At 42.4% G+C, this 15,693-nt stretch carries 14 protein-coding genes; 12 read left to right on the top strand and 2 right to left on the bottom strand.

All coding sequences use genetic code 11. The features are described from left to right. The first annotated feature begins 91 nt into the window (after positions 1-91). Genes BDE36_RS23430 through BDE36_RS23415 form a run of 4 tightly spaced genes read left to right on the top strand, consistent with a single transcriptional unit; the run spans position 92 to position 2,841 of the window. The gene (locus BDE36_RS23430; protein ID WP_141816934.1) at positions 92-943 is read left to right on the top strand and encodes an ABC transporter ATP-binding protein; all 852 of its coding nucleotides are present in this window, start codon (positions 92-94) and stop codon (positions 941-943) included. Then, a complete protein-coding gene (locus BDE36_RS23425) occupies positions 927-1,709 on the top strand; it encodes a hypothetical protein (protein ID WP_141816933.1) in 783 nt (260 codons plus the stop codon). Before BDE36_RS23430 ends, BDE36_RS23425 begins: the two co-directional genes overlap by 17 nt. A gap of 11 nt (positions 1,710-1,720) precedes the next feature. Beyond that, positions 1,721-2,104: a GntR family transcriptional regulator gene (locus BDE36_RS23420; RefSeq protein ID WP_141816932.1), complete on the top strand. Its 384-nt coding sequence runs from the start codon at positions 1,721-1,723 to the stop codon at positions 2,102-2,104. 2 nt (positions 2,105-2,106) lie between these two features. Further along, positions 2,107-2,841: a hypothetical protein gene (locus BDE36_RS23415; RefSeq protein ID WP_141816931.1), complete on the top strand. Its 735-nt coding sequence runs from the start codon at positions 2,107-2,109 to the stop codon at positions 2,839-2,841. 60 nt (positions 2,842-2,901) lie between these two features. On the opposite strand, the gene BDE36_RS23410 is transcribed toward BDE36_RS23415, so the two are convergent. After that, on the bottom strand, positions 2,902-4,419 hold the full coding sequence (locus tag BDE36_RS23410) for a hypothetical protein (RefSeq protein WP_141816930.1): 1,518 nt from the start codon (positions 4,417-4,419) through the stop codon (positions 2,902-2,904). 191 nt (positions 4,420-4,610) lie between these two features. On the opposite strand from BDE36_RS23410, the gene rimP reads away from it, so the two are divergent. From rimP to infB, 3 genes are all read left to right on the top strand, one after another. Next, positions 4,611-5,075, top strand: coding sequence for a ribosome assembly cofactor RimP (gene rimP / locus BDE36_RS23405; protein WP_128769886.1), 465 nt, complete (start codon positions 4,611-4,613; stop codon positions 5,073-5,075). A 2-nt stretch (positions 5,076-5,077) separates the two neighbouring features. Further along, positions 5,078-6,313, top strand: coding sequence for a transcription termination factor NusA (nusA, locus tag BDE36_RS23400; protein WP_128769887.1), 1,236 nt, complete (start codon positions 5,078-5,080; stop codon positions 6,311-6,313). Between the two features lie 86 nt (positions 6,314-6,399). Next, a complete protein-coding gene (gene infB / locus BDE36_RS23395) occupies positions 6,400-9,543 on the top strand; it encodes a translation initiation factor IF-2 (protein WP_141816929.1) in 3,144 nt (1,047 codons plus the stop codon). Positions 9,544-10,072: 529 nt separating this feature from the next. Here infB and glf read toward each other — a convergent pair. Further along, entirely contained in the window at positions 10,073-11,179 is a 1,107-nt protein-coding gene (gene glf / locus BDE36_RS23390) for a UDP-galactopyranose mutase (protein WP_141816928.1), read from the bottom strand. A gap of 157 nt (positions 11,180-11,336) precedes the next feature. Between glf and BDE36_RS23385 the strand changes: the two genes are divergently transcribed. The 5 genes from BDE36_RS23385 (at position 11,337) to BDE36_RS23365 (ending at position 15,671) form a co-directional block, all read left to right on the top strand. Further along, positions 11,337-12,317: a glycosyltransferase family 2 protein gene (locus tag BDE36_RS23385; protein WP_141816927.1), complete on the top strand. Its 981-nt coding sequence runs from the start codon at positions 11,337-11,339 to the stop codon at positions 12,315-12,317. A gap of 122 nt (positions 12,318-12,439) precedes the next feature. After that, on the top strand, positions 12,440-13,381 hold the full coding sequence (locus BDE36_RS23380; RefSeq protein ID WP_235904248.1) for a glycosyl transferase: 942 nt from the start codon (positions 12,440-12,442) through the stop codon (positions 13,379-13,381). Between the two features lie 7 nt (positions 13,382-13,388). Beyond that, positions 13,389-13,763, top strand: coding sequence for a sugar 3,4-ketoisomerase (locus BDE36_RS23375; protein ID WP_141816925.1), 375 nt, complete (start codon positions 13,389-13,391; stop codon positions 13,761-13,763). Beyond that, positions 13,750-14,832 carry a DegT/DnrJ/EryC1/StrS family aminotransferase gene (locus BDE36_RS23370; RefSeq protein WP_141816924.1) on the top strand — a complete coding sequence of 361 codons (1,083 nt, stop codon included), beginning with the start codon at positions 13,750-13,752 and terminating at the stop codon, positions 14,830-14,832. The genes BDE36_RS23375 and BDE36_RS23370 overlap by 14 nt, the downstream gene beginning before the upstream one ends. A gap of 47 nt (positions 14,833-14,879) precedes the next feature. Continuing rightward, the gene (locus tag BDE36_RS23365) at positions 14,880-15,671 is read left to right on the top strand and encodes a methyltransferase, TIGR04325 family (protein WP_141816923.1); all 792 of its coding nucleotides are present in this window, start codon (positions 14,880-14,882) and stop codon (positions 15,669-15,671) included. Positions 15,672-15,693 lie beyond the last annotated feature (22 nt).

Below are 15,693 nucleotides of genomic sequence, written 5' to 3'. Positions count from 1 at the left end.
GTAGTGATTTTTATTTTTTTTTCACCCACGTTTGGATATATAATTTTCTTGTTTACATTTGTAGTGTACTATTTGACTAATACACTTATATATGGTAGAAATAGCGGACCTTACATTTTTCTACAGCAAAAAGAAAATGCTGTTTGAAAAACTGAATCTGAGCCTGAAGCCTGGTCATATTTATGGCCTTCTTGGTAAGAACGGTGCAGGGAAATCGACTTTATTAAAAAACATTACGGGGCTCGCCTTCCCTAAAGAAGGAAGTTGTAGGATTAAGGGGGTTGATTCATCAAAAAGGATGCCTTCTGTGTTGGAAGATCTCTATTTTGTTCCGGAAGAGATTTATGTTCCTGCTGTCAGTATTAAGCAATATGTAAAAGACACTGCACTTTTCTATCCTAAATTTGATTCCTGGCTTTTTGAGAAGTACCTCGAAGAGTTTGAAGTTCCTTTAAATGGTATTCTTACCAAGCTGTCTTTCGGTCAACAGAAAAAAGCATTGATTTCATTTGGTTTAGCCTGTTGTACCAGTCTTCTGATCATGGATGAACCTACCAATGGCCTGGATATTCCTTCGAAAGCCCAGTTCAGGAAGATAGTTGCTTCAGCTCTCGGTGAAGAGCAATGCATCATTATTTCGACCCACCAGGTGCGTGACCTCGATAATTTAATAGATGCTATCCTGGTTTTGCATAATGGAAGGATCATACTGAATAAAAACCTCGATGAAATTTCTGAAAGGGTTAGTTTCCGTGTTTTACGTGAGGAAGAAGCTGTAGAAGCGCTTTACTATGAGAACACTGTAAAAGGGCTGGAAGGAATTGTCCAAAATAAAAACGGGTGGAGCAGCAGGGTTGATATGGAACTTCTGTTTAATTCTGTCACAGCCGGGAATCATGATGTTTTAACCTTAATAAATAAGTCGGATGAACAGTTTATTTAACCTGCAGCGATTCGCGATGCTTTTTAAAAAGCATACCTTAGAAAATTTCCGGTATTATATAATGTATCTGGTCGTTCTTTTTGGGATTATGTCGCTTTTCTTTCTTTTTACTTCCATGAGCTTTAATGGTCGCCATATAAGTATTCCCGTGGAAACCCAGTTTTCTATGTTCACGGGCCTGTTTCTGTTAGGTGGAACAATATTTACGAGCACAGTTTTTTCTGATCTTGCAGGAAAGAAGCGGGCAATTTTTAGCCTGACTTTGCCGGTTACCTACACCGAACGGTTTTTAATTGGCTGGGTTTACAGTGCCATTGTATATCCGGTGATGTTTGCGGCCTGTTTTTATTTTGTTGACTGGTTGTTTTTGTTTGTGATCAATCAATGGCCGGGAGCGAACTTCGTGAATGTGTTTTCTGCTGAAAAGAAATTTTATCTTGTGTTTGTTATTTATGCTGCCCTTCAGGCAATCTCATTATGGGGGTCGGTTTTCTTTGACAAGTACCAGTTTATCAAGACCGCATTTGTATTCTTTGTCTTTGTTTTTGTGCTGAACCTGTTCAATAAAGGCCTGCTTAGTTTACTGATCAGAACAAAAGGATCAACAGGCCTCCCATTTAGCGATCTTAGTTTAGAGAATTTTAATTATGGCAGAGTTGCGCTGGACGCTCATGTACACAATATTTATCTGGTGAGTGTTGTTGCAAGCATTACAATATTGTTTTGGCTGGCAGCTCTTCTAAGAGTTAAAGAGAAGGAAGTGTAAAGAGGATAACTATGGAATTTAAAGAGAATGAGGCAATATATCTTCAGATTGCCAGGTACATCAATGAGAACATTCTGACGGGGAACTGGCGGACAGATGAAAAGATCCTTTCCGTCAGGGACCTGGCAATAAAACTACAGGTAAATCCGAATACAGTCATGCGTTCGTATGAGTATTTACAGAATAAAGAAATTATTTATAACAAACGGGGCATAGGCTTTTTTGTCGGCGGAAGTGCGGTAAAGAAGATTAAGGCTGAAAAAAGAGATCATTTTTTAAATGAGGAACTGCCGTTGTTTTTTAAGACAATGAATCTTTTGAATATAGGTATGGACGAAATAGCAAAACGCTTTGACGAATACCTGTCAGAAAATCCACCAATCTCAAATCAGTGAAAATGAAAACCAGTAATAAAATTATTCTGCTGGCAGTTGTCATCCTGCTCGGCTTGCTTGTTAGCTATGATTTGGCATTACAAGCGTCATTTAAGAAAGCGAATTATAAAGATCCTTTCTTTAATTACAGCAAACTGAAATACAGTAATTTTGATAAAGTAATCGTTAAGGCAGCGAATCAACTGAAAGTTGAGATCAGACAGTCAGATACCTTTGCCGTTCGTGTGAGCAATTTTATAAAAGATAATGTTGAAATAGGGCGCGTGGGAGATCAATTGCTGGTGTCGCTCACAGATAGGACGGATAGTTACGTTGCTTACGAGAAAGGCGTTGTTATTTTTATGCCCCGTTTAAGAGAAGTCATAGCTACCGACCTTAAGCGGATGAAAGAGGATGGTAAAGGAAAAGTTCAACTTCAGGCAGATTGGCGTGAGGGTAATTATACTCTTGTTTCGGGTTTTGATTTAAATAGTTTAAAAATTAACCAGGTTGATAACAGTATGGTCATTCTGCAAAATAACAGGATAGGGAAATTACGGGCAGTGGAAGCTAACGGCACACATCAATCGGAGTTGAGAATTGAGGGTTCGAACCGGATTGATAGTGCCCATATCTCCGTAAAAGGTACAAATATCCTGAACTTATTCTGGGTGGATATACCTCATCTTAAATATGATCTTTCCGAAGGCGCAACGATCAGCCTGACAGGTGGTGCCCTAAAGTTGATGAAAAAGTAAGGATTCTAGTAAGAAGTAATCAAGCCGGCATTGTGTTTACAGAGGCCCGGCTTGATTTTTTTATTTTTTTACGTAAACTGCGTATCTATTCTTATCGCCAAGTTTATTGACATACTTATGAGGGTCTAATCCGCTGTCTTTGAAGAATTTATCAGAAAGACTTTTGTTCATGACAATGATAATATCAGGTTTTTTATTTAAATCCTGATAAAGTTTACCTTTAAACCATGTCAACCACCCCTGGCGTAGATATTCTGAGAATTCTTTAAGGTCATTCCAAGAGCTTGTTGCGGCTATAGGGAATCCATAAAAAGAGATTTTTCTCACCCTCTCCAGATAGTAGATAACTGAATGCGTTGCTTCATAAGAGGCGACAGGATCAGCAGCGAGCAGAACCGTCGGGCCGTCGGAATAGTCAGCCAGAACGGCCTGAAAAAGGGCTTTATTGTCATTTCCTTCTGAAACAAATTCTTCAACGCGCCAGACTACTTCCCGATATTGAAATCTCTGGCAAAAGAATGCAATAAAGATGAGTGCGAGAGCCGCCCAGGATTTTCTGAACCGTATTTCCCTGGCAATAAAAATCAGCAGCAGCGCAAACCCCTGGGTTGCGGGCAGATAATACCTTTCATCCATTCCGCTTTTTGCGTACAGAATAATATTCGGAGCAACGACCAGGATAAATATTATGAAAGGGATAAGAAGCTTTTTGAATGCAGGACTTAATTCAGACTTTCTCAGAAATATAAATAAGGCTGCGATAAAAATGCCGGTGATCATAAAGTATATCCGCAGATTCTTAAAGACTCCCAGCACTTCGCTTATCTTATTGAAAATTGAACTGTCAACACCCGCATATCCAACCTTGTCGGTACCCACAAAAAATACGATGAAGGCCAGATTGAAAAGCATCACAGTAAGGGGGATTGCGAGAAGCCGGTTTTTATATAGTGAATCCTTAAATGTAATGTGAAAAACCGTCTTTTCATGCCATATCTTAAACAGTAGTATAGCAGGCATGATAATCGTGTAACTTTCCTTGCTTAAAGATGCCAGAATTAAAAAAATAGAAAACCAGAGCGTGTTTCTGTTATAGTGTTTTTGGCATTTGCCAATAAAAAAGAAACTGAGGGCAAGAAAAAGTGAGCCAAGAGTTTCATTTGGCCCAAGCCTCCACCAGACATTCATTTGACTCCCCAGAAAGCTTACGGAAAGAAAGAGAATCGATTCTGCTATGGAAAAGCCAAGTTTTCGTATCGCCAGATAAAATAAAGAGAAGGTAAGGATGCATAGGATCATCGTGTATACTGACCACTGATAGAAGTTTTCGCCGAAAACGTAGCACTGCGTAACCCTGTGGAGATAATATACCGGACGATACCGCCAGGAGAAGTCCGCACTGATCACATCCGCGGAAACTTCCGCAAATGGTTTCTTAGACAGGGAGTCGACAATGCTCAGAACTTCGTGATCGTCGCTGAAATGGTAACCGGAAGTTAGAGAACCGAACGAAAAGAAAAAAACTGTGATTATTATTGCTGTTATCGCAATGACAAGGGTATTCTTGGTTTTTAACATCTGTAATACGGGTTGTGCTTTTTAGAAGCTCCAAAGATAATCATCACAGCAACATCACACCATTATATGAGAGAAAATACAGCCGCGTCTGTAAATCAATCATTTGTATAAATTGATATTTTTTTCTTATCTTTGTATCAATTGAAAAAGAGGGGACCGATATGTCCCCTCTTTTCTTTTAGAGAAAAATTATGGATATAGAGCAAAAGGTAAGAGAACTGGCAGAGCAGAAAATTGCCGACCGGCCCGACCTGTTTGTAGTTGATGTTAAGATGCATCCCAATGGGAAGCTGATCATCCTGGTGGATGGTGATAAGGGAGTTGGGATTAGTGATTGTGTGGCTGTGAGCCGTCATGTTGGGTTTCATCTTGAAGAAGAAAATGTGATCGAACATGCGTACAATCTGGAAGTATCTTCGCCGGGACTGGATGCTCCGCTGAAACTGAGAAGGCAGTACGAAAAGAATATAGACCGTACCGTTGAAGTGAAACAGGCAGAGGGCAAAAAGAGGGAAGGCAAACTTCTGCTGGTGGCAGAAGATGGTATAACAATAGAAGAAAAGATTAAGGAGAAAGGGAAGAAAGCTGAGCTTGTTGAAAGCTTTATTCCTTTCAGTGAGATAACAGAAACAAAGGTTTTAATTTCATTTAAATAAAAATGAGCAATATAAATTTGATTGATTCCTTCCAGGAGTTCAAGGAATTCAAGAACATAGACCGTCCGACGGTGATTAGTGTGTTGGAAGAAGTATTTCGCAGTATGATCAGAAAGAAATACGGTACGGACGAAAATTGCGACGTGATTGTGAACCCTGATAATGGTGACCTTGAAATCTGGCGTACACGTACGGTGATGGAGGATGGTTTTTCTGAAGACGATGATCTCGAGATTGAACTGGCGGAAGCGCATAAGATTGATCCGGACCTGGAAGTGGGAGACGATTTTATAGAGCAGATAACATTAGAGAGTTTTGGTCGCCGTGCCATTCTGGCTGCACGTCAGACGCTGGTATCGAAGATCCTCGAACTGGAAAAAGATGAGATCTTTCGTAAATACAAGGATCGCGTAGGCGAAATCGTTACGGGTGAAGTATATCAGGTATGGAAGAAAGAAACACTGGTACTTGACGATGAAGGTAATGAGCTTCTTCTTCCTAAAACCGAGCAGATTCCGGCTGACTATTTCAAAAAGGGTGATACGGTAAGAGCGGTGGTGCTGAAGGTGGATATGATGAACAGTAATCCGAAGATCATTATCTCTCGTAATGCACCTGAGTTCCTGCAGCGTTTGTTTGAACTGGAAGTTCCGGAAATCTTCGACGGTTTGATTACGATCAAGAAGATTGTGCGCGAACCAGGCGAACGGGCTAAGGTAGCAGTTGAATCATATGATGACAGGATTGATCCGGTTGGAGCCTGTGTTGGTATGAAGGGATCACGTATTCATGGAATTGTACGCGAACTGAAAAATGAGAACATCGACGTGATTAATTTTACGAACAATGTATCACTTTATATACAGAGAGCGTTAAGTCCGGCAAAGATCACTACGATTAAACTGGATGATGCTGACAAGCGTGCCGCGGTGTATCTGAAACCTGATCAGGTTTCTCTGGCCATCGGACGTGGAGGGCATAATATCAAGCTTGCAGGTAAGCTCACAGGATATGAGATCGATGTTTACCGTGAGGCTGAAGAAGATGATGAGGATGTTGATCTGGAAGAATTTTCAGATGAGATCGACGGCTGGATCATCGATGAGTTCAAGCGTATTGGATTAGATACAGCAAAATCAGTTTTGGCACTATCTGTGGACGAACTGGTGAAACGTACCGATTTGGAAGATAGTACAGTTAAGGAAGTGATGGGAATATTGAGGGCAGAATTTGAATAAGTATGACTGATTCGGGTTCAGCTATTAGTTTACGGTATAAAAATCGTATTTTTGTTAAAATTTTTAGCGAGAGGTAATTTTTTTAGATGTCAGAAGGTAAAAGCATAAATTTACTAAAAGCAGCAAAGGAGCTGAATATTGGGTTGTCGACGGCCGTAGAGTCTTTGGGAAAGAAGGGCTTTAAGGTTGATCCTAAACCTAATACAAAGCTCACAGAAGAAATGTATAATGCTCTTTTGAAAGAGTATCAGGGTGACAAGATTGTACGTGAAGAAGCAAGACAGATTGTTATAGGGAAAATACGTCGTGACGACACCCAGCCTCTGGCAACCGAAAGACAAGAACCTCGTCGTAACAAAGACTTTGAACAGGATGAGATCCTGATAAAGAATACAGGATCTTTCGAACATCATCAGAGCACCGAAAAGGCTAAGTCCGTTTCTGCTCCTGCCGATGAGCCTGCCGAAGGTAATACAGAAGAAAAGCAGGAAGAAAATGCTCTTCCGGGAGTAAAAATAGTAGGGAAAATAGACCTCGACTCTCTTAACCGCAGGCCTCATACTGAACCGAAAACGGAGAAGACAGAGGAAGATAAGCCGGAGACTGCTCCTGAGCCAGAGGTACAGCAGAGCAAGGAGCCTGTTGCCGTTCCTGTTCCAGCTCCCGAACCAACCCCTGTTGAGGCACCCGTGCCTGTGCAGGAAGTAAAACCGGAGCCAGAACCTGAGAAGCAACCGGAAGTGTTGCCGGAGCCGGAACCTCAAAAACCCGAGCCCCAACAGCCGGAGCCGGAAGTGCCTTCTCTCCCAGAGCCCTCTCCCGAGATTCCGAAGGTTGAAGAAAAACCAGAGGTTGTGGAGCAACCTAAGGAGGAGCAGCCGGAAAAAGTAGAAGAAGCAGTGGAAGATGATGTAATACGTGCGAGAGCACAACGACTTACCGGTCCGAATGTAATTGGAAAGATAGATCTTTCTGCAACACAGCCGCAGCGACGTAAAGACCAGCCAGTGGCTTCTTCGTCTAATGCGGCCAATGATCATAAACGTAAAAGAAAACGTAAAGATGCCGGACAGCCGGGACATGGTCAGCATGGCGGTGGTCAGCAGGGACAAGGCGGCCAGCATACGCAGGGCGGAAACCCGCAACAACAGGGCGGACAGCAACGTACAGGTCAGGGTACGCCGGTACCGCCGCCACATCAGGGGCCACGTCCAGATTTCAGAGGCGGAGCTCGAAATCAAGGTGCCAGGCCAGATTTCCGCGGTGGAAACAGACATCATGCCGGAGCAAGGCATGACAATACTCCCAAAGAAGAACCAACAGAAAAGGAAATACAAGACCAGATCAAGGCCACTCTCGCACGCTTAAGCGGAGCTGGAAAATCAGGTAAATTTGCTCAACGGGCTAAGTTCAGACGTCAGAAACGCGACGACGTAGCTCATTCTGCAGAGGAGGCTGCACTTGAACAGGAACTTCAGTCTAAAGTACTGAAAGTAACAGAATTTGTTACGGCCAACGAACTGGCAAACATGATGGATGTTCCGGTAACACAGATCATATCCACATGTATGAGCCTCGGGATGTTTGTTTCAATCAACCAGCGTTTGGATGCTGAAACACTTACCATCGTTGCCGATGAGTTTGGTTATAATGTTGAATTCGTTAAACCCGAGGATGAAGAGGCAAGTCTTGAAGAACATGACGAGCCGGAAGATCTTATTCCACGTGCGCCAATTGTGACCGTTATGGGTCACGTTGACCATGGTAAAACATCGTTGCTCGACTTTGTAAGGAAAACGAATGTGATAGCCGGTGAAGCAGGTGGTATTACACAGCACATAGGTGCTTACGAGGTGAAACTCGAAGATGGCCGTAAGATCACCTTCCTGGATACACCTGGTCACGAGGCCTTTACTGCGATGCGTGCCCGCGGTGCCAAAATAACAGATATCGCCATCATCGTAATTGCGGCTGACGACAGTGTGATGCCTCAAACGCGTGAGGCGATAAATCACGCTCAGGCGGCCGGTGTCCCTATTGTTTTCGCCTTTAGTAAGGTGGATAAGCCGGGAGCCAATGCCGACAGGATTCGTGAGCAGTTGTCTGCTATGAATATCTTAGTCGAAGACTGGGGTGGTAAATATCAAAGTCAGGAAATATCCGGTAAAACGGGTATGAATGTCGACTTATTACTTGAGAAAGTATTGCTTGAAGCCGAATTACTCGAACTGAAAGCAAATCCTAATAAAAGAGCTACAGGAACTGTTATTGAAGCCGCCCTTGATAAAGGACGAGGTATCGTAACAACGGTTCTGATCCAGGCCGGAACATTACATGTCGGTGATCCAATCCTTGCTGGTAGTTATAGCGGCCGCGTTAAGGCGCTTACCAATGAGCGGGGACAGCGAGTTGATAAGGCTGGTCCTTCAACACCGGTGCAGGTGCTTGGTATGTCGGGCGCTCCGACGGCAGGCGATAAGTTTAATGCCATGGAAAGCGAACCACAAGCCCGCGAAATTGCGAACAAGCGTTTGCAGTTGCAGCGTGAGCAGGGTCTGCGTAGCCAGAAACATATCACTCTTGATGAAATCGGACGTCGTTTGGCAATTGGAAACTTCAGAGAACTGAACATCATTGTGAAAGGTGACGTGGATGGTTCTATCGAAGCGCTTTCAGATTCGTTGCTGAAGCTATCTACTGAGCAGATTCAGGTGAATATCATTCACAAATCTGTTGGGCAGATTTCTGAGTCAGACGTGTTGCTGGCTTCTGCTTCTGACGCCATCATCATCGGTTTCCAGGTAAGGCCATCGGGTGGAGCCCGTAAGCTGGCTGAGCAGGAAGCTATCGATATCCGCCTGTATTCTATCATCTACGATGCTATCAACGAAGTAAAAGCTGCTATGGAAGGTATGCTTGCCCCTGAGTTTGAAGAGAAGATTGTTGCTAACGTTGAAATTCGTGAGACCTTCAAGATTAGTAAAGTGGGTACTATCGCCGGATGTATGGTTCTTGACGGAAAGATCAACCGTAACAGCAAGGTGCGTATCATCCGCGACGGTGTGGTGGTTTATACCGGAGAGCTGGCTTCACTGAAACGATATAAGGATGATGTGAAAGAGGTTTCAGCAGGATATGAGTGTGGTTTGAATATCAATAACTTTAATAATATTGAGGTTGGTGATATTGTAGAGGCGTACGAGAATGTTGAAGTGAAGAGAAAGTTGTAAAGTGTGTGTACTTTTTTCTTTGATCGCAAAGAAAAAAGTACCAAAAAAGAAACTCGCGGCTGCTTTCATTGCTTTGAAAGATTGTGCTTTTACGAAGTTTAGTGCTGCTGCAATGAAAAAGGCCGCAGATTGCGGTTACGGTAGATTAGTGGTGAACATGATATACAAGGGTTGGAATGATTAGGTTATTCCAGCCCTTTTTTGTTTTCTGGCTTGGTGGTGTGTGTATGTACTTTTTTCTTTGACCGCAAAGAAAAAAGCTACAAAAAAAAACTCGCGGCTGCTTTCATTGCTTTGGGAGAGTGTGCTGTTACGAAGTTTAGCGCTGCCGCAATGAAAAAGGCCGCAGATTGCGGTTACGGCGGTTAATGGTGAACTAATATATTGAGAAAGGATATACAATTTTGTTAGTTGTCTTTATGACCTTTTCTATTATCCCTTTTCCACTGTCCATTTTCCACTGTCAATTGTCCCCTGTCAACTGTCCATTTTCCGTTACTTATAACTTATAACCTAAAACTTACTACTTCTAAGAAAGTTCCCGCTTTGCTTTAACAAGTGCCGAACCGATCACCTGGTGCATGTCGTAATAACGGTACTCGGCTAGTCTTCCGCCAAAGATTACATTCTTCTCTGCCGAAGCAAGCTCCTGATACCTTTTTAAAATTGCACCGTTGTTATCGTTATTGACGGGATAATAAGGTTCTGCGCCTTTCTCGCTTGTCAAAGGATATTCTTTTGTGATCACTGTCTTGGGTTGAGTTCCGAACTCGAAGTGCTTATGCTCGATAATCCGGGTATAGGCTGGTTCTGAGTCAGTATAATTTACTACGGCGTTGCCCTGATAGTTTTCCGTGTCGACAACCTCAGTTTCAAAGCGCAGGCTTCGGTATTCGAGTTCGCCGAACCTGAACCCGTAATACTCGTCTATTTTGCCGGTAAATACAATTTTGTCGGCTATGCTTTCAAATTCTTCACGCCGACTGATAAAGTCGGTGTTAAGCTGAACTTCAATGTCTTTTAACAAGCCCTCGACTATCTTATTATATCCTCCCACAGGGATACCCTGGTATTTGTCGTTGAAGTAGTTGTTATCGTAAGTAAAGCGCACTGGCAGACGTCTAATAATGAAGGCGGGAAGTTCTGTAGCTTTCCGGCCCCATTGTTTTTCAGTATAATGTTTGATCAGCTTTTCGTAAATATCGGGTCCAACAAGTTTTAAGGCTTGTTCTTCAAGGTTTTTCGGTTCGGTAATGTTCAGCCCTTTTATCTGTTCTTCTATCTTTTGTTTTGCTTCCTGCGGAGTTTTCGTTCCCCAGAGGCGATAGAAGGTGTTCATGTTGAAAGGAAGGTTGTAAAGCTCTCCTTTATAATTTGCAATTGGAGAGTTGGTGTAGCGGTTGAACTCAGCGAACTGATTCACATAATCCCATATGTCTTTATCGTTTGTATGAAAAATATGAGCGCCATACCAATGAACGTTGATGCCTTCCATTTCTTTACAGAAGATGTTGCCGCCGGCATGATCACGCTTGTCGATTACCAGGCATTTTTTTCCGGCTTTGGTCGCTTCGTGCGCAAAAACGGCTCCGAACAATCCGGAGCCGACAACGAGATAGTCGTATTTCTTTGTCATTCAATAGGTGATGTCTGTAGATTTTTTATTCTAAACGCGGACTGTGGGGTTTTGTTTGGTATTGCACTCCTTTCGTAATTATAAGGATAAATGCTATTTTTGGATTCATTATTATCGAGGTTTGACTGATATAAAACCCGAGATCAACAATAGCCTTATGAGTAAAGACCAGGAGCGGGGTGTAAAGAAGCCCTTGCTAGCAATTGTATTACCATGTTATAATGAGGAAGAAATAATTCTTCAAAGCGCTAATGTTTTAAAAGAGTTTTTAACAGATTTAAAACTATCAGGATCTATACATCCCGACAGTTTCATAGTAATTGTGGATGATGGAAGTTCGGATAAAACTCTTGACCTGCTTATTTCTCAAGCAGACGAAGCTCTGAAAGTTGTTAAGTTAGCTTCTAATGTTGGTCATCAAAATGCATTATTGGCGGGAATGCAGGTGGTAACCGGACACGTCGATTGCGCTATTACAATGGATGTCGATTTGCAGGATGATCTTAGTGCTATTAGTAAGATGATAGCGGCTTACAACCGCGGTGCTCATATTGTATATGGAGTGAGAAACGACCGGGAAACAGACACTGTGTATAAAAGCACAACAGCCCGGGTGTTTTACAAGTTGATGGGAGCAATGGGAGTAAAACTGATTGAAGATCACGCAGACTTTCGTTTACTTTCCGGTTTTGCCTTGTCCGAATTTGCAAAATACAAGGAGGTAAATCTTTTCATCAGGGGTATTATACCGATGATCGGGCTGAAGTCTGAAATTGTGTATTACAAACGACTGTCACGGATCGGTGGGGATACGAAATATTCTCTAATAAAGATGCTTTCACTGGCTCTTGACGGGGTCACCTCTTTTAGCAACCGTCCGGTTAGACTTATTTCGTTTCTCGGTATTTTTATGTTTGTAACCAGCGTATTCCTGGCTATATGGATTGTTCTGGTAGTTCTTAGGGGAGACAATATTCCCGGCTGGGCTTCAACCGCTTTGGTGATGGATATGCTTGGAGGTATCCAACTCTTAGCACTGGGAATTATGGGAGAATATATCTCGAAAATTTACCTTGAAACGAAGGGGAGACCTCATTATCATATCGAAGCGGTTATAGAAAAGAAAGATCAGGAATGATAAACACCGTATAAGAATAACCAACATAGACAGTTGTTCTTATTCGGTATATTTGGCTTTTTGTAATCATGCTTAATTATTGCACGTTATTCAATTCTGCATATCTCTCGAGAGGTTTGGCTATGTATAATTCTTTAGAAAGATACAGCAACAACTTTCATCTCTATATTTTTGCTTTTGACGACGATTGCTATAACTGTCTGAAGGAGCTGCGGCTTATACATGCCACGATTATTTCTTTAAACGAATTTGAGGATGAAGAATTATTAAGTGTGAAACCGGGACGAACCGCCGGTGAGTATTGCTGGACTTGCACTTCATCTACTATCTGGTATTGTATTAATACATTTTCACTCGACCATTGTACTTACCTGGACGCCGACCTGTTTTTTTTCAGCGATCCGAAGGTGTTGACGGACGAAATGGGCGAAAGCTCCGTGCTTATTACCGAACACAGATACAGTCCGGAACATGACCAGTCGGCTCTTAGTGGAATCTATTGTGTTCAGTTTATTACCTTTAAGAACACAGAGGAAGGGATGAAAGTATTAGACTGGTGGCGTAAGGCCTGCCTGGAATGGTGTTACAAAAGATTTGAAGATGGGAAGTTCGGTGATCAGAAATATCTGGATGACTGGACAACCAGGTTTGAAGGGGTTCACGTACTGCAGCACCAGGGCGGTGGCGTTGCACCATGGAATAATCTCCAATACGAGTTTGCCGGGAAAGGTACGGGGGTTACTGTTTCTACGGCTGTCTCCGGTGGGGAATCTGATTTGATTTTTTACCATTGTCACGATTTTAGATATTGTTTGAATAATACGTTGCGCCTTACAGCAGAACAGTACGCGCTTAAAAAGGAAGTTATAAGTTTGGTCTACAAGCCATATGCTAAGGGATTGGCAGAAGCTGAGAAACAGATTAGAGCAGTGAATGGTACCCTGACCTTTCATGAGCCGCTTCTAAATCTCGACTGGGTGATGACGAATATCGGCCGAAAAGCGACATTCACACTAACAGGGCATTATAAGAACTACTACAAGAAAAGAAAACTGGAATCGTAAATACGGTATGGCTGAATTAATCAATTTAAAAACGTTTACTGACAAAAGAGGGAATCTTACCGTTATAGAAAAGGTGATTCCCTTTGACATCAGGAGGATCTTCTATATTTACGGAGTAGACGATTCTGTGAGAGGAGGACACAGGCACAAGACGACGGTTCAGGCAGCCATTTGTCTTGTTGGTAAGTGCACTATTCACAACGATAATAGTAAAGTACAGCAGGAGTTTATCCTGGATTCTCCTGATAAGTGTTTGTTGATAGCGCCTGAGGACTGGCACAAGATGTACGATTTTAGTGAAGATGCCATACTGATGGTGCTGGCTTCCGAGTTTTTTGATCCGGACGATTATATATACGAGCCCTACCATGATAGAATATGAAAATCTGAGATTGCTCAATGAGCCATTTTTTGAAGAGTATAAAAGGACTTTTTCGGATACTCTGGAAAGAGGCTGGTTTATACTCGGTAACAATGTGTCGGCTTTCGAAAAGGACTTTGCTTCTTATTGCAGCTCTGGTTATTGTGCAGGACTAGCTTCTGGACTCGATGCTTTAATTCTTGCGCTACGTTGTTTTGAATTCCCCGAAGGGAGTGAGGTGATCGTTCCCTCTAATACCTACATTGCTACTATTCTTGCGGTTTATCACAACGGACTGGTACCGGTATTGGTTGAACCGGATATCAATACGTACAATATCGATCCGTTAAGGATTGAAGAAAGCATTACTTCTAAAACCCGTGCTATTTTGGTTGTCCATCTCTATGGGAAGTCATGTGATATGGACCCGATTACCGCCATTGCGCGGAAATATGGACTGAAAGTGATCGAGGATTGTGCACAGTCGCACGGGGCGAAATATAAAGGAAAGAAGACTGGCACCTTTGGTGATTTCGGAGCTTTTAGCTTCTACCCTACGAAGAATCTTGGAGCACTGGGTGATGCAGGGGCTATAACAACAGATAATGAGACGCTTTACGAAAAGATAAAGGCCCTGCGTAATTATGGTTCCCGGGTAAAGTATCATAACGAGTATATCGGCACTAATTCACGGCTTGATGAAGTACAGGCCGGATTTCTTTCCATTAAGCTAAACAGATTGGATGAAATCAACGCTCATAAGAGAAGGCTCGCAGAGATGTATCATAACGGGCTAAAATCTGATTTTATAAAGCCGGTGGTGGAACCCGATTATTTTGATGTATATCACATCTACAATATCAGACATCCCGAGCGTGACCGGCTAAGAGAGTACTTGCTACAGAACGGAGTAAAGACAGAAATTCATTACCCGGTGCCTCCTCATCAGCAGAAAGCTCTTGAAGAAAAGTTCAGGAAATCGTACCCTATTTCGGAAGAGATACACCGTACCACGTTGAGCTTACCCGTATCCTATTGCCATAAAGAAGATGAAATAGAAAGAGTAATTGAAGTGTTGAATGACTTTTAGCTATTAAAGAGCTATAAGCCGTTAGTTCCTATCTATAAAAAACGATTATGAGCCTGTTTGGAAAACTAAAGAAAAAGCCTAAAGAAAAATATGGCTGGTTTGGCGATTATGCTACCTGGGAGGAAGCTGCTGCTCATGGAGAGGGGTTTGCAAAGAGCAACATCCTTGAGAAGACGAAGGCCGCACTTTTAAAAGTGAAAAATGGAGAAGCGGTTTATGAAAGAGACTCGGTGCTTTTCGATAAGAAGGAATACCCGTTCCCTCTAATATCGTTTCTGCTTCATAGCGCTTTTGAGAACGGTGCTCCTTTGAATATACTTGATTTTGGAGGGTCTCTTGGCAGTACCTATTTCCAGGTAAAGGAATTTTTAAGTAATCAGGTTTGCTCAAGCTGGAATGTTGTGGAACAAGCCCATTACGTGGAGTGCGGCAAGGAGTATTTTGAAGACGGACTGCTGCGTTTTTTTCATTCAATTGAGGAATGTAACGCGAAGTATAAGACTGATTTGATGATATTGTCGGGTGTAATTCAGTATTTACCCGAGCCGCATACTTTTCTTGAGGAGTTAGTCGGCTTAGGATACAAGTATATTATCATTGACCGAACTGCCTTTATCGATAGAGGGAAAGACCGTTTAACCATTCAGAACGTATGGCCCTCCGTATATGAAGCGTCCTATCCTGCATGGTTCTTTAACGAATATGATTTCCTGAAGCATTTTAACGAAAGGTATACACTCGAAGCGGAGTTCAGCACTTATGTGCAGGGCGAATCCATCATTCAGATTGATGGCGTGCCTGCTGGATATGATAAGGGTTTTTACTTAAAAAAGCACTAGTAAGCTTATGCTGGCATCTGCA

The organism is Arcticibacter tournemirensis (genome assembly GCF_006716645.1).
GTDB classification, from domain to species: Bacteria; Bacteroidota; Bacteroidia; order Sphingobacteriales; family Sphingobacteriaceae; genus Arcticibacter; species Arcticibacter tournemirensis.
The sequence above is the reverse complement of the archived record's forward strand: the minus strand, read 5'-3'. Positions and strand labels throughout refer to the sequence as shown.